The following is a 25117-nucleotide window of genomic DNA, read 5'->3' as shown; positions in this document are numbered from 1 at the left end:
CCTTCGGGTCTCCCCTGCGGGCTTCGGAGTCCATCCACGGTCACCTGCGCGGGCCGTCCGCATCAGCGGATCCTTCGGCCGCCCCGCCCGGAGATCCGGACACGACGGCAACCAGCGGTCTTTGGCTTCCCCGGAAGCGTACGGGACCGCGGCCCCGCGGGGCAAATCGCCCCCGGGACCGCCCGCCCCCGCTCAGTCGCCGGAGGCCATGGCGTCGGCGAGGTCCTCGACGTCGAACGCCGGCGGCGCCTGCGGGTGCACCGCGACACCGTAGTCGGAGTAGGTCGTCGGCGTCAGGACCGCCGCAGTCCTCCTGGCCACCATCGGCGACGGGGCCAGCTTCCCGAGCGCCGCGCACCTGGCCTCCTACGCCGGCTTGGCACCGGCGACCAAGTCCTCCGGGACCTCGGTCCACGGCGAGCACGCGCCCAGAAGCGGGAACCGGCAGCTCAAACGCGCGATGTTCCTGTCCGCGTTCGCCGCCCTGCACGACCCCGCCTCACGCACCTACTACGACCGCTGCCGGGTCCGCGGCAAAACCCACACCCAAGCCCTCCTCCGCCTCGCCCGCCACCGCATCAGCGTCCTGTTCGCCATGCTCCGCAACGGAACCTTCTACGACCCACGCCAGCCCGACACAGCCACCACATGACCACCCAGAACTTGACGAAGAACAGAGAGGCCCCCCGCCGGCGCCCGCCCCCGGGTCAGGCAGTGGAGGGCCGGGGCGCCGGGGGGACGACGGTCTGCGAGGCCGGCGGCACCTGGATGTGGACGACGCCGCCGAAGTCGATGAAGTCCTCGGTGACGCGCAGCTTTCCGTCGTCGCTGACCATCCGCACCGGCAAACCGTCAGCGCCCACCCACACGTCGATCTGCTGGGTGGCCGGAACCCTCTGCGCCTTCACGATCGCCGCGTCCGCCGGCTTCGTCCCCCGGTAGTGCACCGCCGGGCGGCCGTCCACCGTCTCGTGCCCGACCAGCGTGACCGGGCCGCTCGACGGCATCATGAGCAGCCCGTGGACGGGGCTGTAGTCCATCGCCTCGGACAGGAACCCCATGGACCCCCGGGGAGCGACGGAGGCCAGGGGGAAGCGCAGCCAGGTCTTGCCCTTGTTCGGGCCGCTGGCCGGCGGGTCGATCTGCAGGTACTCGAACCCGTGGACGAAGCGCGTCTCCATCCGGTCGTGGTGGTTCGCCCCCTGGAAGCCAAACGCCGCGGGCGACGCGGTGACCACCAGTCCGGCGTCCGCTCCGCCCCAGGAGCCGATCGTGGTCATCGTGACCGTGGAGCTGCCACGCCGCTGCACGGAGACCGTGCGCACGGAGTGCATCGTCTCGGCCCGGTCGACCATGGTCACGACCGCCTTGGCCGCGGCGCTGTCCGCGTCGGCCGCGGGCGGCTTCGCGGCGCCGGTCCCGGTCGCTGTCGCTGTCGGGTGCGTGCCGGGCGCCGCGTCCCGGTGGTGCGCGCCGCCGCAGCCCGCCACCGTGAACGCGAGCGCGAGGACCGCCGCGGCAGCCGTCGTCGTACGCACTGTGGACCCCCCTTGTCATGCGCGCTCCCCAGCGCGCCACGGGGCATCGTAGACGCGGAACGCCCCGCGCCCCCCACGGATGGGGGAACGCGGGGCGTTCGCGGTACTACGGCCGGGGTCAGACCGAGGCCGGGTCCTCCTCGACGAGGAGGTTGCGGGTGCGGTTGGGGTCGACCTGGATGCCGGGGCCCATCGTCGTGGAGACGGCCGCCTTCTTCAGGTAGCGGCCCTTCGCCGCGGACGGCTTCAGACGCAGGATCTCGTCCAGCGCCGCCGCGTAGTTCTCCACCAGCTGGGTGTCGTTGAAGGACACCTTGCCGATGATGAAGTGCAGGTTGGAGTGCTTGTCGACGCGGAACTCGATCTTGCCGCCCTTGATGTCCGTCACGGCCTTGGCCACGTCGGGCGTCACGGTGCCGGTCTTCGGGTTCGGCATCAGACCACGCGGGCCGAGGACGCGGCCGAGGCGGCCGACCTTGCCCATGAGGTCCGGGGTGGCGACGACGGCGTCGAAGTCCAGCCGGCCCTTCGCGACCTCGTCGATCAGTTCGTCGGAGCCGACGATGTCGGCGCCCGCGGCCTCCGCGGCCGCAGCACGGTCACCGGTCGCGAAGACCAGGACCCGGGCGGTCTTGCCGGTGCCGTGCGGAAGGTTCACGGTGCCACGGACCATCTGGTCGGCCTTGCGCGGGTCCACACCCAGGCGGAAGGCGACCTCGACGGTCGAGTCGAACTTGGTCGACGCGGTCTCCTTGGCGATACGGACGGCCTCCAGGGGCGCGTACAGCCGCTCCCGGTCGATCTTCGCGTCCGCAGCGCGGAGAGACTTGCTGCGCTTGCTCATGGAACTACTCCTGTAGCTGTTCGATGGAGTTCGTGGTGCGGGCCGAGCAGGCCCTCCCACATGTGCTGCCTCGACGCGGGGGCGTCAGCCCTCGCCTCTTCGCTCGGGCTTCCTGCTCACTCGCTCCGCGGACGGCCTCGTACCTCGGCCGGCCACTGCGCGAGCTCGGGCGTCAGCCCTCCGTTTTTCGCTCGGGCTTCCTGCTCACTCGCTCCGCGGACGGCCTCGTACCTCGGCCGGCCACTGCGCGAGTTCGGGCGTCAGCCCTCGACGGTGATGCCCATGGAACGAGCCGTCCCCGCGATGATCTTCTCCGCGGCGTCCAGGTCGTTCGCGTTGAGGTCGGGCATCTTGGTCGTGGCGATCTCGCGCACCTGGTCGCGGGTGAGCTTGGCGACCTTCTTGGTGTGCGGGGTGCCGGAGCCCTTGTCGACGCCTGCGGCCTTGAGGATCAGCTTGGCGGCCGGCGGGGTCTTGGTGACGAAGGTGAAGGAGCGGTCCTCGTAGACCGTGATCTCCACCGGGATCACCATGCCGCGCTGCGACTCGGTGGCCGCGTTGTAGGCCTTGCAGAATTCCATGATGTTCACGCCGTGCTGGCCCAGCGCGGGGCCGACCGGCGGCGCCGGGTTGGCCGCACCGGCGTTGATCTGGAGCTTGATCAGCCCCGTGACCTTCTTCTTCTTGGGAGGCATTGCTCTCTCCGGGTCCTGTTGAGAGTTTTTTCCATGCCTGCGAGCAGGCATACCGCACCACGATAGCGGGTACTGCCCCCGGCCCCGAAATCCTTTCGCCGCCGCGACGGCCGGCCCCTGGCGTGCGGGGCGCGGGCCGGGCCGGGAGCGGGGGCGCACCTCGGCGCGCGGTCCCGCCGCGGACGCACCGGCCGGGCATTCGAGGTGTCCCGGGGCGTCACTTTGGGTATCTGTGTCATTACGTTGAGCACGCAGCCTGTCGCCTCCTCAGTTACCCCCGCCAGCACACGAGTTGCACCCGTTTCTCCGTCAACTTCCCCGGTGGAACCTGAAGTTCTGGTCTACGCGGGAAGAATTCTTGGCATGGACACTTCCCGTGGCTCCCTACTGGCTGGTACCACAGTGCTGCAGGAAGCCCTCACCCAGGAGGTTCCGTGAAGCTGAGCAGGCCCCTCACCGCTCTCACCGCGCTGGCGTCAGCCCTGACGGCGGCGCTGGTCTTCTCCGGCCCGGCACAGGCGGCCGGCCCCGCGTACGTCGCCCTCGGGGACTCGTACTCCGCCGGGAACGGCGCCGGCAACTACATCAGCTCCAGTGGCGACTGCCACCGCAGCAACAGCGCGTACCCGGCACTGTGGGCCGCCGCCCACAGCCCCTCCTCGTTCACCTTCGCCGCCTGTTCGGGCGCGGTCACCACCGACGTGACCAACAGTCAGCTCGGCGGGCTGAACTCCTCCACCGGCCTGGTCTCCCTCACCATCGGCGGAAACGACGCGGGCTTCTCCGACGTCATGACCACCTGCGTGACCGGCTCCGACAGCACGTGCGTCAACCGCGTCAGCACGGCCGAGACGTACATCCGCAACACCCTCCCCGGCCGGCTGAACACCACCTACAACGCGATCCGCGCCAAGGCGCCCAACGCGAAGGTCGTCGTCCTCGGCTACCCGGACATGTACGACCTCTCGGCGTGGATCTGTGTCGGCCTCAGCTCCACCAAGCACCAGAAGATCGACGAGGCCGCCGACGTCCTGGACTCCACGATCGCCTCGGTCGCGGCCTCCCACGGCTTCGCCTTCGGCGACGTGCGCAGCACCTTCAAGGGCCACGAACTCTGCTCGGGCGACGACTACCTGCACTCCCTCGTCATCTCCCCGAGCTGGGAGTCCTACCACCCCACCGCCACCGGCCACTCCGCCGGCTACCTCCCCCTCCTGAACGCCAACGACTGACCGGCCCCACCCGGCACACGACCGAGCCCCTGCCCTCCGCGTTCGGAGGACAGGGGCTCGGGTCGTACGAGGCGCTAGTTCTTCTGGATCTGGTCGAAGCTGAGCTCGACCGGGGTCTCGCGGCCGAAGATCTCGACGAGGCCCTTGACCTTCTTCGAGTCGGGGTTGATCTCGTTGATCGTGGCCTGGAGGGTGGCGAAGGGGCCGTCGGTGACGGTGACGGAGTCGCCGACCTCGAAGTCGAGGACCTGGACCTCGACCTTGCGGGGGACGGCGGTGCCCTCGGCGATGGCCGCGGCCTCGGCGGCCGCCTCGACCTCGGGGGCGAGCATCTTGACGATCTCGTCCAGGGTCAGCGGGTAGGGGTCGTAGGCGTTGCCGACGAAGCCCGTGACGCCGGGGGTGTTGCGGACGACGCCCCAGGACTCGTTGGTCAGGTCCATGCGGACCAGGACGTAGCCGGGGAGCTTGTTCTGCCGGATGGTCTTGCGGTCGCCGTTCTTGATCTGAACGACTTCCTCCTGCGGGACCTCCGCCTGGTAGATGTACTCCTCGACGTTCAGCGAGACGGCACGCTGCTCCAGGTTGGACTTCACCCGGTTCTCGTACCCGGCGTAGGTGTGGATCACGTACCACTCGCCGGGGAGCGTGCGCAGCTCCTCGCGGAAGGCGGCCACCGGGTCGACCGGGGCGGCGGGCTCCTCGGCCTCGGCGTCGGCGGCGCCCGCGGCCTCGTCCGGCTCCTCGGCGTCGACGGCTTCCGTGACCTCGTCCGACTCCGCCCCCGACTCCTCAGCGTCCTCGTCGCCCTCGGCGTCCGCGTCCTCCGCCGACTCGGACTCGACCGGGTCCTGCGCGTCAGCGGGCTCCTCGGCGGCCTCGACGGCGTCGAGTGCGGCTTCCTCGCCCTCGACGGACTCGTCGGCGTCGTACACGTTCGGGTCAGACACGGTGACTGCTTCTTCCTGACTTCAAGGGTGGCACTGCGGGCGGGGCGACCAGCGCCCTGCGCCCTCCGCGCGGACAGGCGGGACGCGGAACCCGGCCCGAAACCGGCCCGGCAAGACCGGGCGGCTCAGCCGAAAACGGCGGAAACGAGCTTGCTGAAACCCCAGTCAACCACGCTCACGAACGCGATGACGACCACAACGAAGACAATCACCACAGTGGTGTACGTGGTGAGATCGCCACGCGTGGGCCAGACGACCTTGCGGAGCTCCGCGACGATCTGGCGGTAGAACAGCGCGAGACGCCCGAGCGGCCCCTTCTTCGCGCGCTTACCACCGCGGCGGGGCTTCTTCTCGGCGTCACTGTCGTCCTGAGACGCGTCAGGCTCAGGGACCTCGATGGAGTCCGTGATCTCAGTCACTCGTCCTCACCTGACTCCGGGTCGTGGCCGTGCCGCGCCCGTCGCGCGGTACGGCGAGTGCCTATTGCCTGCATCTGCCTGCCCACGTCCGGGGTGGACGTGTGGAGCAGGGCCGGAGGGACTTGAACCCCCAACCGCTGGTTTTGGAGACCAGTGCTCTACCAATTGAGCTACGACCCTTCGACAGACACTCCCAACGTACCGCAGGCGGTATTGCCGGGAGGCCATCGAGCGTTGAGTGTACGTGCTCGGAGGCATCTCGTCGAACGCCTTGGCCCGGATTGCCTCCGAACGCGTTCCGCGCGCCCCAAACCCCGGTGCCGAGGGCGGTTGAGGTCTGGGACCATGCACCTATGAGCGCTGCCACTCCCCCAGTACCACCGGCGACCGAACGGCGCGTGTCGGTCCGTGTCGGTGCGATCTCCGAGTCCGCCACCCTCGCCGTCGACGCCAAGGCCAAGGCTCTCAAGGCCGCCGGGCGCCCGGTGATCGGCTTCGGCGCAGGAGAGCCGGACTTCCCGACGCCCGGCTACATCGTCGACGCCGCCGTCGAGGCCTGCCGCAATCCGAAGTTCCACCGCTACACGCCCGCCGGCGGTCTCCCCGAGCTGAAGGCCGCCATCGCCGCCAAGACGCTGCGCGACTCCGGCTACGAGGTGGACGCCTCGCAGGTGCTGGTCACCAACGGCGGCAAGCAGGCCATCTACGAGGCCTTCGCCGCGGTGCTCGACCCGGGCGACGAGGTCATCGTGCCCGCTCCGTACTGGACCACCTACCCGGAGTCGATCCGGCTCGCGGGGGGCGTGCCGGTCGAGGTCGTGGCGGACGAGACCACCGGCTACCGGGTCACCGTCGAGCAGCTGGAGGCGGCCCGCACCGAGCGCACCAAGGTCGTGCTCTTCGTGTCGCCGTCCAACCCGACCGGCGCCGTCTACAGCCCGGGCGAGACCGAGGCGATCGGCCGCTGGGCCGTCGAGCACGGCCTGTGGGTGCTCACGGACGAGATCTACGAGCACCTCGTCTACGGCGACACGGTCTTCACGTCGATGCCCCAGGTCGTGCCGCAGCTGCGGGACAAGTGCATCGTCGTCAACGGCGTGGCCAAGACGTACGCCATGACCGGCTGGCGCGTGGGGTGGGTCATCGGCCCCAAGGACATCGTCAAGGCCGCGACGAACCTCCAGTCGCACGCCACCTCGAACGTCAACAACGTGGCGCAGGCCGCCGCCCTGACCGCCGTCAGCGGCGACCTGGACGCCGTCGCCGAGATGCGCAGCGCCTTCGACCGGCGCCGGCAGACGATCGTGCGGATGCTCAACGAGATCGACGGCGTCGTGTGCCCGACGCCCGAGGGCGCCTTCTACGTCTACCCGTCGGTCAAGGGCCTGCTCGGCAAGGAGATCCGCGGCAAGCGGCCCGCGGACAGCGTGGAGCTGGCCGCGATCATCCTGGACGAGGCCGAGGTCGCCGTCGTCCCGGGCGAGGCCTTCGGTACGCCGGGCTACCTGCGGCTCAGCTACGCGCTGGGCGACGAGGACCTGGTCGAGGGCGTCGCGCGGATGCAGAAGCTGCTGGGCGAAGCCCGGGACTGAGCGCCCGTCCCCACCCCGGATCCGGCCCGATGATGCATTCGGGCAAGCCCCCGTTCGGAGAATGCGGTTCCGGGCGGGGGCTCGCGTTTGGCAGGATCTTGGGATGGCACGTGATGCACGAACGGCGGGAGGCGGTCCCGGCCGCCGGGATGTCCGCAAGCTCCCCAAGGCCCACCTCCACCTCCACTTCACCGGCTCCATGCGCCCCACCACCCTCCTGGAGCTGGCCGACAAGCACGGGGTCCGGCTGCCCGACGCGCTGACCTCGGGCGAGCCGCCCAAGCTGCGGGCCACCGACGAGCGGGGCTGGTTCCGCTTCCAGCGGCTCTACGACGCCGCCCGCAGCTGCCTGCGCACCCCCGACGACATCCACCGCCTGGTGCGCGAGGCGGCGCAGGAGGAGGCCGCGGACGGCTCCGGCTGGCTGGAGATCCAGGTCGACCCGACGTCGTACGCGCCCCGGCTCGGCGGGCTCATCCCCACCCTGGAGCTGATCCTCGACGCCGTGCACACCGCCTCGCGCGACACCGGCGTGGGCATGGCCGTGATCGTCGCCGCCAACCGCATGAAGCACCCGCTGGACGCCCGCACGCTGGCCCGGCTCGCGGTCCGCTACACCGACCAGGGCGTCGTCGGCTTCGGGCTGTCCAACGACGAACGCCGGGGCCTGGCCCGCGACTTCGACCGCGCCTTCGCCATCGCCCGGGACGGCGGCCTGCTCGCCGCCCCGCACGGCGGCGAGCTGGCCGGGCCCGCGAGCGTCCGCGACTGCCTGGACGACCTGCACGCGCAGCGCGTCGGCCACGGCGTGCGCGCCGCCGAGGACCCGCACCTGGTGCGCCGGCTCGCCGAATCCGGCGTCACGTGCGAGGTCTGCCCCGCCTCCAACGTCGCCCTGGGCGTCTACGACAAGCCCGAGGACGTCCCGCTGCGCGCGCTGTACGACGCGGGCGTGCCGCTCGCCCTCGGCGCCGACGACCCGCTGCTCTTCGGCTCGCGGCTCGCGGCGCAGTACGAGATCGCGCGCGACGTGCACGGCTTCACCGACGCGGAACTGGCCGAACTCGCCCGCCAGTCCGTCCGGGGCTCGCGCGCCCCGCAGGAGGTCCGTGAGCGGCTCCTGGGGGGCATCGACGCCTGGGCGGCGGAGGAGCCCTCCGGCGGCCCGGCGCAGGCCGGGGCGGAGCCGGGGCGGGGCGCGGGGGCGGAGCCGGGCCGCGGCGCCGGGGCCGGACTCCGGGGTTAGAGCTCCACGCCGACCATGACCGGCTCGTTGACGAGCGTCACGCCGAAGGCCGCGTGCACACCGTCGCGCACCTCACGGGCCAGCGCCAGCAGGTCCGCGGTGGTGGCCGCGCCCCGGTTGGTGAGGGCCAGGGTGTGCTTGCCGGAGATGCGGGCCGGGCCGGTGCCGTAGCCCTTCGTGAAACCCGCCTTGTCGATGAGCCAGGCCGCGCTGGTCTTGGTGTGCTCGCCCGCCGGGTACGCGGGCGGGGCCACGTCGGGGCCGAGGCGGTCGTGGACGCGGTCCAGGAAGGCGGCGAACCCGGCCGCCGTCAGCACCGGGTTGGTGAAGAACGAGCCCGCCGACCAGGTGTCGTGGTCGGCCGCGTCCAGCACCATGCCCTTGCCGGCGCGCAGCGCCAGCACCGTCGCGCTGGCCTTCTCCAGCGGCACCCGCTCCCCCACGGCCACACCGAGGGCGCGGGCGGTCTCGGCGTATCGCAGCGGTGCGGACATCCCCGCGGCCGCCTCCAGCCCGAACCGCACCCGCAGCACCACGTAGCGCTCCGGCTCCTCCTTGAAGCGGCTGCTGCGGTAGGAGAAGCCGCACTCCCGGTTCGGCAGCGTGACCGTCTCCCGCGCCCGCCGGTCGTAGGCCACGACCTCCGTGACGGTACTGGAGACCTCCTGCCCGTAGGCCCCGACGTTCTGGATCGGCGTGGCCCCCGCGGACCCCGGGATCCCGGCCAGGCACTCCAGCCCGGCCAGCCCCGCCCGCACGGTCGCGGCCACCGCGTCGCTCCACACCTCGCCCGCGGCCAGCTCCAGCGCGGTGCCCCGCAGCTCGGTCCCCTGGGTGGCGATCCGCACGGCCGTCCCGGGAAAGCCGTCGTCCGAGATGACGAGGTTGCTCCCCCCGCCGAGCAGCAGCACCGGCTCCCCCCGCTCGTCCGCCTCCCGCACGGCGGCCACCAGCTCGTCATCCGTGCGGGCGGTGACCAGCCTGCGGGCGGGCCCACCGAGCCGGAAGGTCGTGTACGGCGCAAGAACCTCAGAATCCACGCCCCCAGCTTATGGCCGCCCCCACCCGCCCCACGCGAGCCCGCCCCACCCGTCCGCCCGGCGGCCCCTACGCCGGGAGCGGCGCCGGGTCGGCGAGGAGGGCGCGCAGCGGCTGCGTGTCGGGGGTGTCGGAGGTCGCCGCGTCGAGGGCCGCGTCCATGCCCTTCTCCCACACGTCGGGCAGGCCGGGGCCCGGGGTGCCGGACCACGCGATGTGCGAGGTGACCTGCGAGGCGGCCAGCAGGCGGAGGTGGACGAGGCCGGCGAGCGCGTCGAAGACGGCGGGGCGCAGGTAGTTGCGGGCCGACGGGCCGGTGAGCCGGGCGGCCGACTGCGGGCGCGGCATGCGGTCGGAGATCCCCGCCCACAGCAGGCCCTCGTCGAGGGCGTCCAGCACCCCCGCCAGGCCGGGCAGCTCCGCGTCCGGCCCGGAGCGCCGCACGCGGGCGAGGGCCTGGCGCAACGGGCGGGAGAACTCCTCGGCGTCGTGGGCGACCCGGGCAAGGACGAGGTCGTCCCAGCTCAGGCGGCGTGTTCCGGCAGGGAGGGGCGGTTCGAGTGCGGCGAGGACGCGCTCGGGGTCGCGCAGCAGCGCGATCGCGGACCCCGCCGCGGCGGGGGCGGGGGCGGCGTCCGCCGCGGGGAGTTCTCCGAGCCGGGCGAGGCGGTCGGTGAGGGAGGGGTGGGTGTCGTACTCGTGCGGCGGCGTGGGGCGGCGGGTCTCGGCGAGCGCGGCCAGCCGCTCGCCGGGTCGCGCGGCGACCATCCGCCGGAAGCCCCCGTAGAGCTCCCCGGCGGGCGGCAGCGCGCCCACGGGTTCACCCATGGCCGCGTAGGTCTCCAGGTAGTACGTGCGCGCGGCATCGAGCACGGGTAGGGCGCGGAGCGCGGCGGCCAGGGCTGCGGGGCCGGCCTGCCGGGCGGCGACGCGGTCGGCGGCGAACTCCTGCTCGCGGGAGAGGGCGAAGGACCTGCGCAGGTACATGCGCGCGTAGCCGAGGTAGACCGCTCCGACGACGCGGTCGAACCACACCAGGTCGCGGCTGAAGACCCGCACCGTGTGGACCATCGCCGCCCGCCCCCGCAGCGCGGCCGCGCCGAGCCGTGTGTCCCCGTTGCCGTAGTGGCCGAACTCGTGGGCGAGCACGGCGCGCAGTTCCGCCCGGTCCAGTCCGACGAGCAGCGGCACGCCCACCGTCAGCCGGCGCCGTCCCGGCAGCAGCCCGAGCAGCCTGCTCTGCTCGGCCACGGACGCGTTGACGTCGAAGGTCAGGTAGAGCTCGTGCGGCACCCGCTCGCCCAGCCCGTCCGCGACGGCCCGGACCTCCGCCCACAGCTCGGGACCGTCCTGCTCCGTGACGGCGACGCCGTCCGGGGTGCCGAGCCGGCCGGCCCGCAGGAAGGCGTACATGCCGCGCAGGATGCCGGCGGCCGCGAGCACGGTCATGAGCATGAACGCGCCCTTGTACGCGGAGCCCTGCCCGTCCCCGCGGTGGGTCGCGAGCAGCCAGTCGGCCGCCGCCATCGCGGCGAGGAGGGCGAGGCCCATCAGGAAGAAGCCGATCAGCAGCGCGAAGACGCCGGCGGCACGGAGCCGGAAACTCATGGTCCCCCCACAGGACACGAGCCGGCCAACGAGCGGGCCGGCGGTGCGCGGATCGTATCCCGTCACGCTGACCTGCGTACACGGCCGTTCCGCGCACGCGCGCGGGCGGCCGGGGAGTACCGGCCGCCCGCGGGGAAGGAAGGTCAGCCGACCTTCTGGAGGGAGGCGGGGGCGCCGCCGGTGACGGTCGTGCTGTGGGAGGGGTGGCGGCGGGGGAGGGCGAGGGCGGCGAGGAAGGCGACGGCCAGGATCGAGGCGCCGACCCACAGCGCGGGGACGAGGCCGTCGACGAAGGTCGAGCCGGTCGCGTAGCCGCCGTGGGCGGCGAAGATCGAGCCCAGCAGGGCGACACCGAGGGCGCCGCCCACCTCGCGGAGGGCGTTGCTGGCGCCGGAGGCGATGCCCTGCTCGTGGGGTTCGACGCTGGACATGCCCAGGCTGGTGGAGGCCGGGAAGTACAGGGCCATGCCGGTGCCGGAGATGATCAGTGAGGGGAGCTGGGTGGCGTACGAGACGTCCGGCGACACGACGACCGCGAACCAGGCGAGGCCGATCGCCTGGAGCGCCAGGCCGGCGGCGACGACCGGGCGGCCGCCGATGCGGTCGGAGAGGTAGCCGGCGATGGGCGCGACGATCATCGGCATGCCCGTCCAGGGCAGCATCCGCAGGCCGGCCTCGGTGGGCGAGTATCCCAGCACCGTCTGGAGGAACTGGCTGAGCAGGAAGATCGAGCCGAACATCCCGACGAACATGAGCATGGTCGCGGCGTTGATCGCACTGAAGGCGCGGCGGCGGAAGAAGCGCATCGGCAGCATCGGCTGGCGCGCCGTCATGCCGTGCCGGACGAAGGCCAGGACGAGCAGGCCGCCGGCGACCAGGCCGGTGAGCACGCGGGCGCTGGTCCAGCCGTGCTCGGTCGCGTTGACCAGGCCGAAGACGATGCCGAACAGGCCGAGGCTGATGAGCACGGTGCCGCGGCCGTCCAGCCGGGCGCCCGGCGCGGTGGACTCGGCGAGGCGCAGCCGGGCCAGCGGGATGAGCAGGATGCCGAGCGGGACGTTCAGCCAGAAGATCCACTGCCACGAGATGTGCTCGGTCAGGGTGCCGCCGATGAGCGGCCCGGACGCCACGGCCATGCCGTTGACCGCGCCCCATATGCCGAAGGCGGCGCCTCGGCGCTCGGGCGGTATGGCCGCGGTGAGCAGCGTGAGGGTCAGCGGCATCATGATGGCCGCGCCCACGCCCTGGACGGCGCGGGCCGCGATCAGCGCGTTGATGCCGGGCGCCATGGCCGCGGCGGCGGACGCGGCGGTGAAGATCGTCAGGCCGGTCACGAAGAGCCTGCGGCGCCCGAAGCGGTCGCCGAGCGACGCGCCGAACATGAGCAGGACGGCGAAGGTGAGCGTGTAGGCGTTCACCGTCCATTCGAGGTCGGACAGCGCGCCGCCCAGGTCCTTGCGGATGGACGGCAGCGCCGTGGTGACGACGAGGTTGTCGAGGGAGGCCATGAAGCCCGCGACACTCGTGATCAGCAGGGCCCAGCCTGCTGTGGCTTTGCCGCGGGGCGGCGTGCTGTCCGTGGTGGTGGGTGCGCTGTCTGCGGTGGTCATAGCCCTGATCTCCTTGGTCCCCTGTCGAGATGCCGTACGGGCGGTGGTGGTGGTGACGGTGGCGCTGCCGGTGTCCTGGGCGGCACCGCCGGATTAGTAATTGATGACTAACTTTTCACGGCCGAAAAAATCCCGGCCGGAGGGCCGGGCCCCGACCGGGCCGCGCTACCGCGAGGATCCCGGGGGGCCCGAGCACCAAGGGGCCGCCGGGCGTTCCGGGCCGCCTTGCTCCTGGGCGTCCTGCGGGCCCTGAGGGGTCCCCGGCCGGGAGGATTCGTAGAAGCCTTCCCAGATCGGGTCCCCCGCGGAAAAACCCAGCGACACCAGGGTGTTGATGAGCATTCCGTAGGCGAAGAACTGGGTGGTCTCGTCGACGTCGGTGCCGAGCGCGATCCGCACGGTGTCCCACAGCTGCATCCAGACCGCGCGGACCTCCTCGCCGAACGCCCGGTCCCCCGCGGCCTCGGCGGCGGCGACCGCGACGTACGTCTGCATCTGCATGAGCAGCCGCTCGGGGTCGGCGTGGATCATCGCCTGGTACGCCTTGCCCATCTCGTCCAGCCGCCGCTCGACCGGCACGCCGACCGCCGCGTCCGCGAAGACCTTTATGGTCGTCTCGATGCAGTGGCGGGAGGCGGCGAGGAAGATGGCCTGCTTGTTCGGGAAGAGCCGGAAGAGGTACGGCTGCGACACCCCCACCCGGCGGGCGATCGCCTCCGTCGACGTGCCGTGGTAGCCGCCGTGGGCGAACTCGCTCATCGCCGCGCGGACGACGCTCTCACGCCGCTCCTCTGCGCTCATCCTGACCATGGGGCTTAAGTTAGTGTCCAATCACTACCTTGTCAACGCCGCTGCTCCCGCGCACGCTTCCGGCGGGGCACGCCCGCTCGGGCGCGTGGCCGGCCCACGACGCGAGACAGGGAGCCGCCGATGGACGGAACCGGCGACGGGACCGAGGACGGGACCGGGGACGGGACCGGTGGCTGCGACCCCGCGCGCCTGTCCGCGTACGCGGCCGTGAGAGCCCGGCTCTCCCTGCTCGGCGACCGCACGCTCGGCGACGCGGTGAGGGCCGCCCCGGTGCTCGGCTCGGGCATCGGCGGCAGGCGGGGCGAACTGGAGGTCGCGGGCACACCCGTCTTCGTCAAGCGGATCCCGCTGACCGACCTCGAACTGCGGCCCGGGAACCGACACTCGACGGCCAACCTCTTCGGGCTCCCCCTCTTCTACCAGTACGGGGTGGGATCCACGGGCTTCGGGGCCTGGCGCGAACTGGCCGCGCACGCCATGACCACCGCCTGGGTGCTGGGGGGCGACCACCCGGGCTTCCCGCTCCTCTACCACTGGCGGATCCTGCCGGACCGACCGCCCGACGACGTCGCCGCGCTTTTCGGGGGCATCGAGGGAGCCGTCGCCCACTGGGAGGGTTCGCAGGCCGTGCGCCGCCGGCTGGAGGCCATCGGGGCGTCCTCGGCGAGCCTGGTGCTCTTCCTGGAGCACCTCCCCCGGACTCTCGCCGGCTGGCACGGCGGCTCCCCGGACGGCGGCGCGGAGGACCCCGGCGACGGCTCCTCCTTCCTGCGGATGGAGGACGCCCTGCGGCGCGGGACGGACTTCATGAGCGCGCGCGGATTCGTCCACTTCGACGCCCACTTCGCCAACCTGCTGACGGACGGGCGCCAGGTGTACTTCGCGGACTTCGGACTCGCCCTCAGCCGCGACTTCGAGCTGTCCGCGCGGGAGGCCGCCTTCCTCGCCGGCCACCTCGACTACGACCGCAGCTACGTACCGGCCCACCTGCTGCGCCACCACCTGCCGGCCGGCCTGGGCGGCGGCACGGACCACGGCGCCTTCCTGCGCGAGTGGCTCGCGGGCCGGCGCCCCGGCGGCGTCCCCCCGGGGATCCGGGCGGTCGTCGACCGCCACGCCCCGCACGCCACCGTGATGGACGGCTTCCTCCGCCGACTGCTGGGCGAGAGCAAACGCACGCCCTTCCCCGCGGCCGAGATCCGCCGGGCCCTGGCCCGTACGTCGCGGTGAACGCGGGCACACCGCACGTCGCGGTGAACACGGGGACCGCGCGACGCGGTGACCGCGGGGACCGCGCGTGAACGCGGGCACACCGCCCGACACGCGGTAAGGACCGCCTGCCATGGGCGGGCGGTCCTTACCTGCGCACGCGGCGCCGCACTGTGTGCAGCCCGCGGCAATACGAGCGGCCGTACGGGAGCGGGCCGCCTTGTCAGGCGAGGCGCACGACCGCCCGCGCCATGCCCAGCACCTTCTGGCCCGCCGACATCGCGGTCAGGTCGACGCGCACCCGGTTGTCGTCCAGCTTGGCGGCGACCTTCGCGGTGACCTCGATCAGCGCGCCCGTGCCGTCGTTCGGCACCACGACCGGCTTGGTGAAGCGCACCCCGTACTCCACGACTGCGGCCGGGTCGCCGGCCCAGTCGGTGACCACGCGTGCGGCCGAGGCCATGGTGAACATGCCGTGCGCGATGACGTCCGGCAGCCCGACCTCGCGGGCGAACTTCTCGTTCCAGTGGATCGGGTTGAAGTCGCCGGACGCCCCCGCGTACCGCACGAGCGTCGCCCGGGTGACCGGGAAGCTCTGCGCGGGCAGCTCGGTGCCGACCTCGACCTCGTCGTACGCCACGGCCGCCGCCATCACGCGCCTCCGTCCTGGGGGGTGGTCTGCTCGGGGTCCGCCGCGCGGGCGACCAGCTTCGTCCAGGCGGTCACGATGTGCTCGCCCGACTCGTCGTGGACCTCGCCGCGGACGTCCAGGATGTCGTTGCCCGCCATCGACTTGACGGCCTCGATCGTGGACGTGACCGTGAGCCGGTCGCCGGCCCGCAGCGGGCGGGTGTAGGCGAACTTCTGGTCGCCGTGCACGACCCGGCTGTAGTCCAGGCCGAGCTCCGGGTCGGAGATGACGACACCGGCCGCCTTGTAGGTGATCGCGAACGCGAAGGTGGGCGGCGCGATGACGTCCGGGTGGCCGAGCGCCTTGGCGGCCTCCGGGTCCACGTAGGCCGGGTTGGGGTCGCCGATCGCCTCGGCGAACTCGCGGATCTTCTCCCGGCCGACCTCGTAGGCGGGGGTGGGCGGGTAGGTCCGCCCGACGTAGGACTGGTCCAGGGCCATCGTCACCTCGGAGTGTGCGGCGGATCACGGGCGTTCAGGGGCACGCTGCCGGGCGGGCCGGGCCTCGTACCGGGGCCGGACGCGCCGCGAGGCCGTCCCCCTGTGCTGCGACGGGGGGACGGCCTCGCGGTGTTACGGCCTGATGCTGCGGGTGGTGCTGCGCAGGGGCGGCGGTGTCAGCGCGTCTCGCGGTGCGCGGTGTGCGCGTTGCAACGCGGGCAGTGCTTCTTCATCTCAAGACGGTCCGGGTCGTTGCGCCGGTTCTTCTTGGTGATGTAGTTCCGCTCCTTGCACTCCACGCAGGCCAGCGTGATCTTCGGGCGGACGTCGGTGGCGGCCACGTGAGTGCTCCTTGACGAACGGGTATTTGAACACAGGAAGAGTAGCCGATTGAGGGACCGATCCCGCAATCGGCTACGCAGAGTAGCGGCGACCGGACTTGAACCGGTGACACAGCGATTATGAGCCGCTTGCTCTACCGACTGAGCTACGCCGCTTCGACGAACCGACCCCCGCCACAAGGGCGGGGAACCGATCCATCAGAGCCCCAATACGGAATCGAACCGTAGACCTTCTCCTTACCATGGAGACGCTCTACCGACTGAGCTATTGGGGCGAGCGAGGAAGACATTACACGCTCCGCTGCCATACGTGAAATCCGTATCCGGCGGGGCACATCGGGCTCAGCGGACACCGCCCGCGACCCCGGCCCGCGGGGCGGCGGAGCGCTTCCGTACGGGGCGGGACCGCGTCCCGCGCCCCGGGCGCGGCGGGCGGGAGGCTCCGCCGCACGACGCCGCCCCGGGCGCGGCGGGCCGGGCGCGGCCGGTCCGGGCACGGGGCACATCGGGCTCAGCGGACACCGCCCGCGACCCCGGCCCGCGGGGCGGCGGAGCGCTTCCGCACGGGGCGGGACCGCGTCCCTCGCAGGCGCCCCGGCCGCCCGCGACGACACGGCGGCGCCCCGGGCGCGGCGGGCCGGGCGCGGGCCCGGCGCCGACGTGGGCTCACCCGGTGCGGCAGGCTCCCGCGGGTCCCGCTCCTGCGCGCGCCGTACGGTCCCGGGGCGCGCCGGCGGGCCCCTCCGCACGGCGAGGCGCGGCCCTGGCGCCGCCCGCCGGCTCCGGTGCGGCGGGCACTCCGCGGGAGGGCTCCACGGCCCGCCCCGCAGGGCGGACGGCCTCCGCGGGCGGCGCCCGGCCGGGTCGGCACGAATGCGTACGACAGTACGAGTAATGCACTCGTGCCGGGTGTCCTGACGCCGCTTACCGGACGGGCGCGCGGCCTGGCCCTAGGCTCGACCTTGCGTGATCGTCCCGGCGGCTCCGGCGCCCCGACCGGCCGTTCCCCCGGCCCTTCCCGTCGTCCCGCCGCCCCGGCCGTCCGCGCCCGCTCCACTGCCTCCCCCCGCTCATCCGTCCCCGGCGGCTCCCGCGGGCCCGCCGGAGGCACCAGGCACCGGAGGAGCCCGATGAGCGACAGCCCGCGCGGCACCGCCGCCGAGACCGCCACCCTGCTGCTGTGCGGCGCCCGCCTCACCGACGGCCGCACCGTCGACGTACGGCTGAGCGGCCCGCGGATCGAGGCGGTCGGCACGGCGGGCAGCCTCGCCGGGCCCACCGGCGCCGCCGCCCCCCGGCAGGGCTCCGGCGCGGGTACGGGCGCGGGTCCGCGGATCGATCTGCGCGGCTACCTGCTGCTCCCCGCGCCCGCCGAGCCGCACGCCCACCTCGACCTCGCCCTGACCGCGGGCAGCGCGGGCCCGCCCGCCGGGGACGTCGCCGACGTCCAGCGCCGCGCCACCGAGGCCGCGCTCCTCCAGCTCGGGCACGGCGCGACGGCCGTCCGCAGCCATGTCCGGGTCGGTGACGTGCACGGGCTGCGCGCCCTCGAAGCGGTGCTCCAGGCCCGGCGGGCGCTGCGCGGCTTCATCGACGTCCAGGTGGTGGCCGTCCCCCGGCTGCTGACCGGCGCGGCCGGCGCCGACGGGCTCGACGTGCTGCGGGACGCGCTCAAGATGGGCGCCTCCGCGGTGGGCGGCTGCCCCGACCTCGACCCGGATCCGAGCGGGCACACCGAGGCGGTCGTCACGCTCGCGGCGGAGTTCGGGGTGCCGGTCGACCTGCACACCGCCGCCGACGACCCCGTACGCCTCGCCCGGCTCGCCGCGATGGCCGGCGGCCTGCGCCCCGGCGTCACGCTCGGCCCCTGCCACGGTCTCGGCACCATGCCGCGGGAGGCGGCCCTGCGCGCCGCCGAACGCCTCGCCGCCGCGGGCGTCTCCGTCGTGGCCCTCCCGCAGGGCGGCTGCGGCGGCCTGGAGACGGTACGCCGCGGCGCCGCGGGCCTCCACACGCCCGTACGGCTGCTGCGCCACGCCGGGGTGCCGGTCGCCGCGGGCAGCGGCGCGCTCGCCGACCTGGCCAACCCGGTCGGCCGCGGCGACCCGCTGGAGGCGGCCTTCCTGCTCGCCTCGTACGGCGAGTGCGATCCGCTGCGCGCCTACGAGCTCATCAGCACGCGGGCCCGCGCCGTCCTCGCCCTCCCTGACGTGCGTGTCGAGGCGGGGTTCCCGGCGGAACTCCTCGCGGTGCGCGGCGAATCCGTCGAGGGTGTGCTCACCCTCGCCTACAGCCGCGTCGTCATCCACCACGGCCGCGTCGTCTCCCGCACCAGCGCGGTCCGCGAATTCTGCGACACCGCCACCGATCCCGCGCTCGACCTCCCCCGCCAGTCCCACCGCGAAGCCTGACGCCCCCTCCGGGTGCGCGTGCCGCGCACGGTGCTCCTCCCGGCCCGTACGGAAGCCGGAGCCGGCGCGAGGAACCCGCGACCCCGCCCACGGCGACGCGGTCGTCAACCGCCCGGGGGCCGGGGAACCGCGGGCGTGACGCCCTGCCAGGCGACGGCCCCGGCCCCCCACACACCTTGCGTGATGGTGTGCGCGCCCCGCCCACCGCGACCCCCGCGGCCCCGCGTCCCGCGGCGATTGACAACCCGCGGCACGAGGAGCGGCACCCCCCGCGAGGAGAAGCCACCGCACCCACCGCAGACCCCACCCGCAACCGCCAAGAACAGCGCACACCCCCGCGAGGAGAAACCACCGCATGCCCACCCGCGGCACGAGGAGCGGCACCCCCCGCCAGGAGAAGCCACCGCAGGCCCCACCCGCGGCGCAACCCCCGAGGCCGCCCGCCCGGGGCCCGGCGCGCCCGGCGGCGCATCGCGTCCCCAGCCCGTACCGTCGGAGGCATGCGTATCGTCATCGCCGGAGGCCACGGCCAGATCGCCCGCCGCGTGGAGCGCCTGCTCGCCGACCGGGGCGACCACGCGGTCGGCCTGATCCGCAACCCCGACCAGGCCGACGACCTGCGCGACGCCGGCGCCCAGCCCGTCGTGCTGGATTTGGAGGCCACGCCCGCCGAATCCGTGGCGACGGCCCTCGTCGGCGCGGACGCCGCCGTCTTCGCCGCGGGCGCGGGCCCGGGCAGCGGTGTGGACCGCAAGCAGACCGTCGACCGCGACGCCGCCGTGCTGCTCGCCGACGCCGCCGAGCGCGCCGGCCTGCGCCGCTTCCTGGTGGTCTCCTCGATGGGCGCGGACGCGCAGTCCACGTACGAGGAGCCGGGCTTCCAGGCGTATCTGCGGGCGAAGGGCGCCGCCGACGACGCGATCCGCTCGCGGGCCTCCCTGGACTGGACGATCCTGCGCCCCGGTTCGCTCACCGACGACCCGGGTACGGGCCGCGTCAGCCTCGCGCCGAGCACCGGCCGCGGCTCGGTGCCACGCGACGACGTGGCCGCCGTGCTGGTCGAGCTGCTGGACGCGCCGCACACCGCGGGCATGACGCTGGAGCTGATCGGCGGGTCGACGGAGATCCCGGCGGCGGTCGCGGCTCTGCGCTGACAGGGCGTCACCCTCCCCCGCCCCCGGCGTCCCTTCCTCCCTGGTGCCACCACCACCAGCAGAAGCGCCAACTGGTTGCCCGCCGCCGCCCGTCCGAGGATCGAGGGGCAGGCAAGGCAACGACGGAAGGTGCGGCACATGCGAGTGGTGGTCATGGGCGGGACGTCCGGCATCGGGCTGGCGACGGCGGAGAAGCTGACGGCGGCGGGCGCGGAGGTGATCGTCACCGGGCGGGACGAGGGACGGCTCGCGGCGGTGAAGGACCGGGTGGCCGCCGCCGAAAGGGTGGACGGCACGGACGCGGCCGCCGTGACCGCGTTCTTCGAGCGGGTCGGCACCTTCGACCACCTGGTGCTGGCGTTCAGCCCGGGAGCCCTGGGCCTCGGCCCGTTCGCGGAGATGGACGTCGACGACGTCAGGGGCGCGTTCGAGGGCAAGCTCTTCGGCTATCTGCACGCCATCCGGCAGGCGCGGGTGACGGGCTCGGTGACGATGGTGTCCGCCGCGTCCGCACGCGCCGCGCTCCCCGGCACGGTGGCGCTGGCGGCGGTCAACGGGGCGATCGAGCGCATCGTCTCCCCGCTGGCGGCCGAGCTGTCCCCGGTGCGGGTGAACGCGGTCTCCCCGGGCGCGGTGGACACGCCCTGGTGGTCGTTCCTGCCCGAGGAGACGCGCGAGGCGTCCTTCGCGGAGTTCGTGAAGGACATGCCGGTCAAGCGGGTGGGAACGGCGGCGGACGTCGCGGACGCGATCGCGTACGTCATCGCGGCGTCCTACGTGACCGGCACGGTGCTGCCGGTGGACGGCGGCGCCACGGTCGCCTGACCGGGGCGGGGGCGGGGGCGGCGCCTCCCCCGCCCGCTCGACCCGACGGCGAACTGGGCCACCCCGGGGACGGCCGCACCAACCGGCGGACCGCCCCCTGACGTCTCCTCAGTCCCGCCCGCGGGCGGCAACGGCCTCCCGGAGCCGGCGGTCGAGGTCGGAGCCGGGCGGGGCGAGGTAGGACACGACCGTCTTGTCGTCGTTCGCGATGTGCATCTTGGCGTACTCGAACGTGGCCGTGCCGAGCAGCGGGTGGGTGATGGTGCGCGGCTTGGGGACGTACGGCGACAGGTCCTTGCGGCGCCACAGCCGGCCGAAGTCGGCGCTGGCGCGCTCCAGGCCGCGCAGCAGGTCGACGACGTCGGGGTCGAGGATGTGCTCACCCACCTGGGCGCGGAAGAGGCCGAGGGTCTGGGCCGCCTCCTCCTCCCAGTCCAGCGACACGGCCCGGGCCTCGGGCGAGGTGAAGGTGAGCCACAGGATGTTGCGCCGCTCGGGGGGCAGGGCGGCGAGGTCGCCGAGGACCAGCTCGCAGCCGGCGTTCCAGGCGAGGACGTCGAAGCGGCGGTTGACGACGAAGGACGGGTTCGGGTCCAGGTGCGCGAGCAGCAGCTCGTACGGCCGGGGTATCCCGGAGGGGGCCGGCGGACCGGCGGCCGGGCCGGCGGGCGGCACCTCGCCGGCGAGCCGGTAGAGGTGGTCGCGCTCCGCCGTGTCGAGCCCGAGCGCGGGGACGAGGCTGCCCAGCACCTGGCGTGACACGTTGATCTCGCGGCCCTGCTCCAGCCACGTGTACCAGGTGATGCTGAGCCCCGCGAGGGTCGCGACCTCCTCACGCCGCAGCCCCGGCGTACGCCGCTGCCCCACGACCGGCAGCCCCGCGTCCTCCGGCTTGCGCCGCTCCCGCCGGCTCCTGATGAACTCCGCCAGCTCGCGCCGCTGCTCGGCACTCCCCATCGCTCCCCCTCCGTCTGCCGCCGTCACCCCAGCCTAGGCAGCCGGGGCCCGCCGACTGCGGCAGAATTTACGGACGATGACCGACCTCACGCCCCTCCCCTCGCCCGAGGACATCCGCCGCCTGCACGAGCGGTACGCCCCCTCCCCCCAGGCCTTCGACTCGGTGCACGGCCACTGCGTCATCGTCTGGCGCATCGCGGAGCAGCTCCTCGACGCCCTGGACGCCCTCGGCACTCCCGCGCCCGTCGACCGTGACCTCGTCCGGGCGGGCTGCCTCGTGCACGACATCGGCGTCTACCGCCTCTACGGCGCGGACGGCGGCTTCGACGGCGCCCACTACATCCGCCACGGCCTCCTCGGCCACGAGATCCTGGCCGCCGAGGGACTCCCCGAAGCCCTGTGCCGTTTCTGCTCCCACCACACCGGCGTGGGCCTGACGAAGGACGACGTCACCCGCCAGAACCTCCCCCTCCCGCCCGCCGACTACCTGGCGGAGACCCCGGAGGAGCGCCTCGTGATGTACGCCGACAAATTCCACAGCAAGAGCACGCCCCCGAAGTTCCTCACCCCCGACGCCTACACCGCCGCGGTCCGCCGCTTCGGCGACGCCAAGGCGGAGGCCTTCACCCTCCTGCGCCGGACCTTCGGCGACCCCGACGTCCACTCCCTGTCCGCCGCCCACGGCCACCGCCTCGTGCAGTCCCCGTGACACGCCCCGGGGCCTCCGACCGCGTTCCCGCAGGTCCGAAGCCCCGTTGACGTGGCCGCACGGCGAGCCGCCTCAGCGCCGCCAGCGGCGTCTGCCGGAGGTGGACCGCACGCCGCCGAAACCGGCCAGGTGCAGGGCGACGAAGAAGGCCCCCGCGATCAGCAGGCTGAACGGGGTGAACGCGGCGTCGGTGTGCGTGCTGGTGACGTTGAGGAGATAGGCGATGGCGAGAATGACGGCACCCACGGCTGCCAGCATGTGATGCGCTCCTTTGCGGTGGACGGTCAGCGCCGGAACCCGGCTCTCCGCTCGGCCGTACCGGACGCCCTGCCAGTCCGGTGCCCCCAAACTGCTGTTTGAATCCGCCGCCCGCCGCCCCGCCCCGGACCGGGCGCGACCCCCGGTGTGCCGCGCCCACCGGCCTGCCGCCGGGGCCCGGAAGCCGGATGCCCTGTGCGCACCGGCCGCCCATGCGCCACCGGTCCGTGGCCACCGGGTATGACGGGCCGTCCGCTCCGAGGCGACCGTGCCGGGCGCGACCCTCGGCGAGTGGCGGTGACCGCCCGCCCGCGCCGGTCCTTCGTTAACCCTTTGCCGCGGAACCGACGGACCGGCTACGTTCTCCCGGCCGCCCGGTGCCGTCCGGGACCGGCGCCGTCGACGAGGAGGTGTGGAGCACATGCGCAGGAGTGCCCAGCAGTTGAGTCCGCTGACCGACCTCTGCCACATCCTCACGACGGAGACACCTTGTCCTCTCGCATCACCCCACTGACCGACCCCGCTCACACCGCGAACAGCCGGCGTCTTGCATGGCTGGCGTCCGACGCCGATTCCGTCCCCACCGGGACCGCCTTTCTGCGCCTGTTCAACAGTCCGGGACAGCAGCACCTCGCCGAACTGACCGTCCAGGTCCATCCGGCGGAGCGACGCCGGCACGTCGGCTCGCGGCTCCTCGACGCCGCCGTGGCCGCAGCCCGGGACGACGGCCGCCGCTGCGTCATCGCGCAGGCCGAGGCCGGTTCCCCAGGCGACCGGTTCCTGGCGGCACGCGGTTTCCGCACCGTCCTCACCCTGAGGTTCTCCCGCCTGGCGCTGGCGGGTGCGGACACCACGGCCCTCGCCGAGATCGTCGGGCGTCCGCATCCCGGCTACCGGCTGGTGACCTGGCAGGGAACCGTCCCCGACGACCTCGCCCGCACATTCGCCGCCTCACGCCGGGCCATGGACGACATGCCCATGGAGGACACCGCCTACGGCACCGTGACCTGGGACGTGGACCGGGTCCGGGCCGCGGCGAAGGCCGTCGAACAGCGCGGCGACCACCTGCACACCGTCGCCGCCGTGGACACCTCCAACGGCTCGATCGCCGGATTCACCGAGCTCGTCGTCCCCGGCGACGGCACAGGAGACGGCCAGCACTACGGCACCGGCGTGCTGCCCGAACACCGCGGACACGGCCTCGGCCGGTGGATGAAGGCGGCGTCGATCCGGCACGCCCGTGAGCACTATCCGGACCTCGGCGGACTCCTGACCGACACCGCCGACAGCAACACGCACATGCGGCAGATCAACGACAGCCTCGGCTACACACCCACGCACACGACCTACCAGTACCAACTCGACGTCTAGCGCCGTCGGGCGGGCCGGCCCCGGGCATCCCCCGGGCCCGGCCCGCCCGTGCGCTCGCCACGCCCCCCGAGGAGCCGGTTCCGTCGCTCTTTCCCGGCCGCGAGCCACCGCCCCACAGCCCTGCGCCGGCACGCACCGCATCAGCTTGCCCACGGCCACGCGGACGGCTTCGCTCTCCGTGTCCGCGAGCAGCGCCTCGACGAGCGGGCGGGGGCCGCAGAGCTTGGTGGCCCCAGAGGCCGTAGTCGGTGCAGATGGCCCAGGAGCGGTCCGCGACCTTCGGGTTGGGGTACGCCAGACAGGGGGGTGTCCGCTCCCTCTACCTCTTCAGGGCCCGGTAGCGCTTCATGAGCGCCGTGATCCTGGCAGGGTCGGCCCCGCCGTTGAGTTCCGCCAGAAGGTCGTCAGGACACAGGTCGTAGAGGTCCCCCCACCAGCGGCGGGCCTTGTTGTCCCAGACCCGGTAGCCGCCGGGCACACCCGTGCGACGTACCGTCTCCTGCTCATCCGGCCCCCCTGTCCCTGCGGTCGTCATCCGGCACCGCGGCGGAAGCGGCTGCTCCCGCTGCGGCTGGAGCGGCCCCGAGTGCGGCGTACCGAGGCCGAGCTGTGGGCCGAGTACGCCGAAGTCCTCCCTGTCGTCCTCGGGTCCCTGCTCGACCTGACCGTCAAGGTCCGTGCGGTCGACGCGGAGACGCCGACCGACCTGCGGATGGCGGACTTCGCCCATCTGTGCGCGCAGCTCGATGCCGCGACCGGTCTCGGGGCCCTGCGCGCCTACCGGGCCAGCCTCGACGACCTCAACGACGACGTCATCGAAGGCGACCTCCTCGCTCAGACCGTGCTTCGCCACGCCGAGACGATCGCGCCGGGCGTGGAGGAGCGCATGACATCCACGGAGTGGCTGCACTGCCTCAGCCGCCTCTACGCGGGCGAGGAACTGAGTCCCTGCCCAAAGGGTGGCCCACGACCGGCAAAGTCCTTTCCGACCGTCTCAAGCGTCTCCAGCCCACCCTCGCCGCCCGCGGCGTCCTCATCGACACCGGACGCACCCGCGAGGGCCGCTACCTCGAAATGACTTGACCGGCCGCGCCGACCCCTCATCAGCAGCAACCGGCGTTCTGAACCGCCGCGGCGGCACCGGCACAAGCAAGAAGAGCACCCCGCGC

25 protein-coding genes, 3 tRNA genes and 2 pseudogenes are annotated in these 25117 nt (G+C 73.3%); 11 read left to right on the top strand and 19 right to left on the bottom strand.

Annotated features, from left to right (window positions below):
• Positions 1-192: 192 nt before the first annotated feature.
• Positions 193-324: a hypothetical protein gene (locus ACH4SE_RS19780; RefSeq protein WP_398544699.1), complete on the bottom strand. Its 132-nt coding sequence runs from the start codon at positions 322-324 to the stop codon at positions 193-195.
• Here ACH4SE_RS19780 and ACH4SE_RS19775 point away from each other — a divergent pair.
• A pseudogene (locus ACH4SE_RS19775) lies at positions 287-652 on the top strand (transposase); the annotation flags it as partial. The gene ACH4SE_RS19780 and the pseudogene ACH4SE_RS19775 overlap by 38 nt on opposite strands.
• 55 nt (positions 653-707) lie before the next feature.
• On the opposite strand, the gene ACH4SE_RS19770 reads toward ACH4SE_RS19775, so the two are convergent.
• The 3 genes from ACH4SE_RS19770 to rplK form a co-directional block, all read right to left on the bottom strand.
• On the bottom strand, positions 708-1538 hold the full coding sequence (locus ACH4SE_RS19770) for a hypothetical protein (RefSeq protein ID WP_398544698.1): 831 nt from the start codon (positions 1536-1538) through the stop codon (positions 708-710).
• A 118-nt stretch (positions 1539-1656) separates the two neighbouring features.
• Positions 1657-2382, bottom strand: a complete 726-nt coding sequence (gene rplA, locus ACH4SE_RS19765; RefSeq protein WP_398544697.1) for a 50S ribosomal protein L1 — start codon at positions 2380-2382, stop codon at positions 1657-1659.
• Positions 2383-2642: 260 nt separating this feature from the next.
• The gene (gene rplK, locus ACH4SE_RS19760) at positions 2643-3077 is read right to left on the bottom strand and encodes a 50S ribosomal protein L11 (RefSeq protein ID WP_398185491.1); all 435 of its coding nucleotides are present in this window, start codon (positions 3075-3077) and stop codon (positions 2643-2645) included.
• A gap of 434 nt (positions 3078-3511) precedes the next feature.
• On the opposite strand from rplK, the gene ACH4SE_RS19755 reads away from it, so the two are divergent.
• Positions 3512-4309, top strand: a complete 798-nt coding sequence (locus tag ACH4SE_RS19755; RefSeq protein ID WP_398544696.1) for an SGNH/GDSL hydrolase family protein — start codon at positions 3512-3514, stop codon at positions 4307-4309.
• 74 nt (positions 4310-4383) lie between these two features.
• Here the strand turns inward: ACH4SE_RS19755 and nusG are convergent, their stop codons facing one another.
• From nusG to ACH4SE_RS19740, 3 genes are all read right to left on the bottom strand, one after another.
• A complete protein-coding gene (gene nusG / locus ACH4SE_RS19750; RefSeq protein WP_398544695.1) occupies positions 4384-5259 on the bottom strand; it encodes a transcription termination/antitermination protein NusG in 876 nt (291 codons plus the stop codon).
• 125 nt (positions 5260-5384) lie between these two features.
• A complete protein-coding gene (gene secE / locus ACH4SE_RS19745; RefSeq protein ID WP_398446638.1) occupies positions 5385-5669 on the bottom strand; it encodes a preprotein translocase subunit SecE in 285 nt (94 codons plus the stop codon).
• A 116-nt stretch (positions 5670-5785) separates the two neighbouring features.
• Positions 5786-5858: transfer RNA gene (locus ACH4SE_RS19740), tRNA-Trp, on the bottom strand.
• 173 nt (positions 5859-6031) lie between these two features.
• Between ACH4SE_RS19740 and ACH4SE_RS19735 the strand changes: the two genes are divergently transcribed.
• Together ACH4SE_RS19735 and ACH4SE_RS19730 are read left to right on the top strand one after the other, a co-directional pair.
• Positions 6032-7270: a pyridoxal phosphate-dependent aminotransferase gene (locus tag ACH4SE_RS19735; RefSeq protein ID WP_398544694.1), complete on the top strand. Its 1239-nt coding sequence runs from the start codon at positions 6032-6034 to the stop codon at positions 7268-7270.
• A 103-nt stretch (positions 7271-7373) separates the two neighbouring features.
• A complete protein-coding gene (locus ACH4SE_RS19730; RefSeq protein WP_398544693.1) occupies positions 7374-8516 on the top strand; it encodes an adenosine deaminase in 1143 nt (380 codons plus the stop codon).
• On the opposite strand, the gene ACH4SE_RS19725 is transcribed toward ACH4SE_RS19730, so the two are convergent.
• The 4 genes from ACH4SE_RS19725 to ACH4SE_RS19710 form a co-directional block, all read right to left on the bottom strand.
• On the bottom strand, positions 8513-9556 hold the full coding sequence (locus tag ACH4SE_RS19725) for a UDP-N-acetylmuramate dehydrogenase (RefSeq protein ID WP_398544692.1): 1044 nt from the start codon (positions 9554-9556) through the stop codon (positions 8513-8515). The two genes, ACH4SE_RS19730 and ACH4SE_RS19725, sit on opposite strands and share 4 nt — an antisense overlap.
• Positions 9557-9623: 67 nt before the next feature.
• Positions 9624-11162, bottom strand: a complete 1539-nt coding sequence (locus ACH4SE_RS19720; RefSeq protein ID WP_398544691.1) for a M48 family metallopeptidase — start codon at positions 11160-11162, stop codon at positions 9624-9626.
• Positions 11163-11305: 143 nt separating this feature from the next.
• Positions 11306-12772: a DHA2 family efflux MFS transporter permease subunit gene (locus ACH4SE_RS19715; protein ID WP_398544690.1), complete on the bottom strand. Its 1467-nt coding sequence runs from the start codon at positions 12770-12772 to the stop codon at positions 11306-11308.
• A gap of 165 nt (positions 12773-12937) precedes the next feature.
• The gene (locus ACH4SE_RS19710) at positions 12938-13582 is read right to left on the bottom strand and encodes a TetR/AcrR family transcriptional regulator (protein ID WP_398544689.1); all 645 of its coding nucleotides are present in this window, start codon (positions 13580-13582) and stop codon (positions 12938-12940) included.
• Between the two features lie 120 nt (positions 13583-13702).
• On the opposite strand from ACH4SE_RS19710, the gene ACH4SE_RS19705 reads away from it, so the two are divergent.
• Entirely contained in the window at positions 13703-14812 is a 1110-nt protein-coding gene (locus ACH4SE_RS19705) for a protein kinase family protein (protein WP_398544688.1), read from the top strand.
• Between the two features lie 202 nt (positions 14813-15014).
• On the opposite strand, the gene ACH4SE_RS19700 is transcribed toward ACH4SE_RS19705, so the two are convergent.
• The 5 genes from ACH4SE_RS19700 to ACH4SE_RS19680 form a co-directional block, all read right to left on the bottom strand.
• Positions 15015-15443 (bottom strand): MaoC family dehydratase, encoded by a 429-nt coding sequence (locus ACH4SE_RS19700; RefSeq protein WP_398544687.1) that lies wholly within the window; start codon positions 15441-15443, stop codon positions 15015-15017.
• On the bottom strand, positions 15443-15922 hold the full coding sequence (locus ACH4SE_RS19695) for a MaoC family dehydratase N-terminal domain-containing protein (RefSeq protein WP_398544929.1): 480 nt from the start codon (positions 15920-15922) through the stop codon (positions 15443-15445). Before ACH4SE_RS19695 ends, ACH4SE_RS19700 begins: the two co-directional genes overlap by 1 nt.
• Before the next feature lie 176 nt (positions 15923-16098).
• A complete protein-coding gene (rpmG, locus tag ACH4SE_RS19690) occupies positions 16099-16263 on the bottom strand; it encodes a 50S ribosomal protein L33 (RefSeq protein ID WP_004571794.1) in 165 nt (54 codons plus the stop codon).
• A gap of 83 nt (positions 16264-16346) precedes the next feature.
• Positions 16347-16419, bottom strand: a tRNA-Met gene (locus tag ACH4SE_RS19685).
• Positions 16420-16465: 46 nt separating this feature from the next.
• Positions 16466-16538: transfer RNA gene (locus tag ACH4SE_RS19680), tRNA-Thr, on the bottom strand.
• A gap of 855 nt (positions 16539-17393) precedes the next feature.
• Here ACH4SE_RS19680 and ACH4SE_RS19675 point away from each other — a divergent pair.
• The 3 genes from ACH4SE_RS19675 (at position 17394) to ACH4SE_RS19665 (ending at position 20653) form a co-directional block, all read left to right on the top strand.
• On the top strand, positions 17394-18674 hold the full coding sequence (locus ACH4SE_RS19675; RefSeq protein WP_398544686.1) for an amidohydrolase family protein: 1281 nt from the start codon (positions 17394-17396) through the stop codon (positions 18672-18674).
• 500 nt (positions 18675-19174) lie between these two features.
• Entirely contained in the window at positions 19175-19828 is a 654-nt protein-coding gene (locus ACH4SE_RS19670; RefSeq protein ID WP_398544685.1) for an NAD(P)H-binding protein, read from the top strand.
• A gap of 138 nt (positions 19829-19966) precedes the next feature.
• Entirely contained in the window at positions 19967-20653 is a 687-nt protein-coding gene (locus tag ACH4SE_RS19665) for an SDR family oxidoreductase (RefSeq protein WP_398544684.1), read from the top strand.
• A gap of 108 nt (positions 20654-20761) precedes the next feature.
• Here ACH4SE_RS19665 and ACH4SE_RS19660 read toward each other — a convergent pair whose 3' ends face one another.
• Positions 20762-21610, bottom strand: coding sequence for a helix-turn-helix transcriptional regulator (locus ACH4SE_RS19660; protein WP_398544683.1), 849 nt, complete (start codon positions 21608-21610; stop codon positions 20762-20764).
• A 76-nt stretch (positions 21611-21686) separates the two neighbouring features.
• Between ACH4SE_RS19660 and ACH4SE_RS19655 the strand changes: the two genes are divergently transcribed.
• On the top strand, positions 21687-22319 hold the full coding sequence (locus ACH4SE_RS19655; RefSeq protein ID WP_398544682.1) for an HD domain-containing protein: 633 nt from the start codon (positions 21687-21689) through the stop codon (positions 22317-22319).
• 72 nt (positions 22320-22391) lie between these two features.
• Here the strand turns inward: ACH4SE_RS19655 and ACH4SE_RS19650 are convergent, their stop codons facing one another.
• Positions 22392-22577 carry a hypothetical protein gene (locus ACH4SE_RS19650; RefSeq protein ID WP_398544681.1) on the bottom strand — a complete coding sequence of 62 codons (186 nt, stop codon included), beginning with the start codon at positions 22575-22577 and terminating at the stop codon, positions 22392-22394.
• 489 nt (positions 22578-23066) lie between these two features.
• On the opposite strand from ACH4SE_RS19650, the gene ACH4SE_RS19645 reads away from it, so the two are divergent.
• A complete protein-coding gene (locus ACH4SE_RS19645) occupies positions 23067-23948 on the top strand; it encodes a GNAT family N-acetyltransferase (RefSeq protein ID WP_398544680.1) in 882 nt (293 codons plus the stop codon).
• Between the two features lie 319 nt (positions 23949-24267).
• On the opposite strand, the gene ACH4SE_RS19640 is transcribed toward ACH4SE_RS19645, so the two are convergent.
• Entirely contained in the window at positions 24268-24483 is a 216-nt protein-coding gene (locus ACH4SE_RS19640; RefSeq protein WP_398544943.1) for a hypothetical protein, read from the bottom strand.
• Here ACH4SE_RS19640 and ACH4SE_RS19635 point away from each other — a divergent pair.
• A pseudogene (locus ACH4SE_RS19635) lies at positions 24430-25031 on the top strand (ATP-binding protein); the annotation flags it as partial. The gene ACH4SE_RS19640 and the pseudogene ACH4SE_RS19635 sit on opposite strands and share 54 nt — an antisense overlap.
• Positions 25032-25117: the final 86 nt, after the last annotated feature.

The organism is Streptomyces sp. NPDC020983 (genome assembly GCF_044333485.1).
Taxonomy (GTDB): Bacteria; Actinomycetota; Actinomycetes; order Streptomycetales; family Streptomycetaceae; genus Actinacidiphila.
This window is presented reverse-complemented; position numbering and strand designations above follow the sequence as displayed.

Coding starts and splice junctions, on each gene's coding strand:
- ACH4SE_RS19700 (WP_398544687.1), bottom strand. CDS start 15,443: ATGGCGGCGGCCGTGGCGTACGACGAGGTCGAGGTCGGCACCGAGCTG.
- ACH4SE_RS19735 (WP_398544694.1), top strand. CDS start 6,032: ATGAGCGCTGCCACTCCCCCAGTACCACCGGCGACCGAACGGCGCGTG.
- ACH4SE_RS19675 (WP_398544686.1), top strand. CDS start 17,394: ATGAGCGACAGCCCGCGCGGCACCGCCGCCGAGACCGCCACCCTGCTG.
- ACH4SE_RS19640 (WP_398544943.1), bottom strand. CDS start 24,483: ATGACGACCGCAGGGACAGGGGGGCCGGATGAGCAGGAGACGGTACGT.
- ACH4SE_RS19670 (WP_398544685.1), top strand. CDS start 19,175: ATGCGTATCGTCATCGCCGGAGGCCACGGCCAGATCGCCCGCCGCGTG.
- ACH4SE_RS19720 (WP_398544691.1), bottom strand. CDS start 11,162: ATGAGTTTCCGGCTCCGTGCCGCCGGCGTCTTCGCGCTGCTGATCGGC.
- ACH4SE_RS19710 (WP_398544689.1), bottom strand. CDS start 13,582: ATGGTCAGGATGAGCGCAGAGGAGCGGCGTGAGAGCGTCGTCCGCGCG.
- ACH4SE_RS19780 (WP_398544699.1), bottom strand. CDS start 324: ATGGTGGCCAGGAGGACTGCGGCGGTCCTGACGCCGACGACCTACTCC.
- ACH4SE_RS19715 (WP_398544690.1), bottom strand. CDS start 12,772: ATGACCACCGCAGACAGCGCACCCACCACCACGGACAGCACGCCGCCC.
- ACH4SE_RS19655 (WP_398544682.1), top strand. CDS start 21,687: ATGACCGACCTCACGCCCCTCCCCTCGCCCGAGGACATCCGCCGCCTG.
- ACH4SE_RS19730 (WP_398544693.1), top strand. CDS start 7,374: ATGGCACGTGATGCACGAACGGCGGGAGGCGGTCCCGGCCGCCGGGAT.
- ACH4SE_RS19705 (WP_398544688.1), top strand. CDS start 13,703: ATGGACGGAACCGGCGACGGGACCGAGGACGGGACCGGGGACGGGACC.
- ACH4SE_RS19660 (WP_398544683.1), bottom strand. CDS start 21,610: ATGGGGAGTGCCGAGCAGCGGCGCGAGCTGGCGGAGTTCATCAGGAGC.
- rplK (WP_398185491.1), bottom strand. CDS start 3,077: ATGCCTCCCAAGAAGAAGAAGGTCACGGGGCTGATCAAGCTCCAGATC.
- ACH4SE_RS19650 (WP_398544681.1), bottom strand. CDS start 22,577: ATGCTGGCAGCCGTGGGTGCCGTCATTCTCGCCATCGCCTATCTCCTC.
- ACH4SE_RS19695 (WP_398544929.1), bottom strand. CDS start 15,922: ATGGCCCTGGACCAGTCCTACGTCGGGCGGACCTACCCGCCCACCCCC.
- rplA (WP_398544697.1), bottom strand. CDS start 2,382: ATGAGCAAGCGCAGCAAGTCTCTCCGCGCTGCGGACGCGAAGATCGAC.
- ACH4SE_RS19665 (WP_398544684.1), top strand. CDS start 19,967: ATGCGAGTGGTGGTCATGGGCGGGACGTCCGGCATCGGGCTGGCGACG.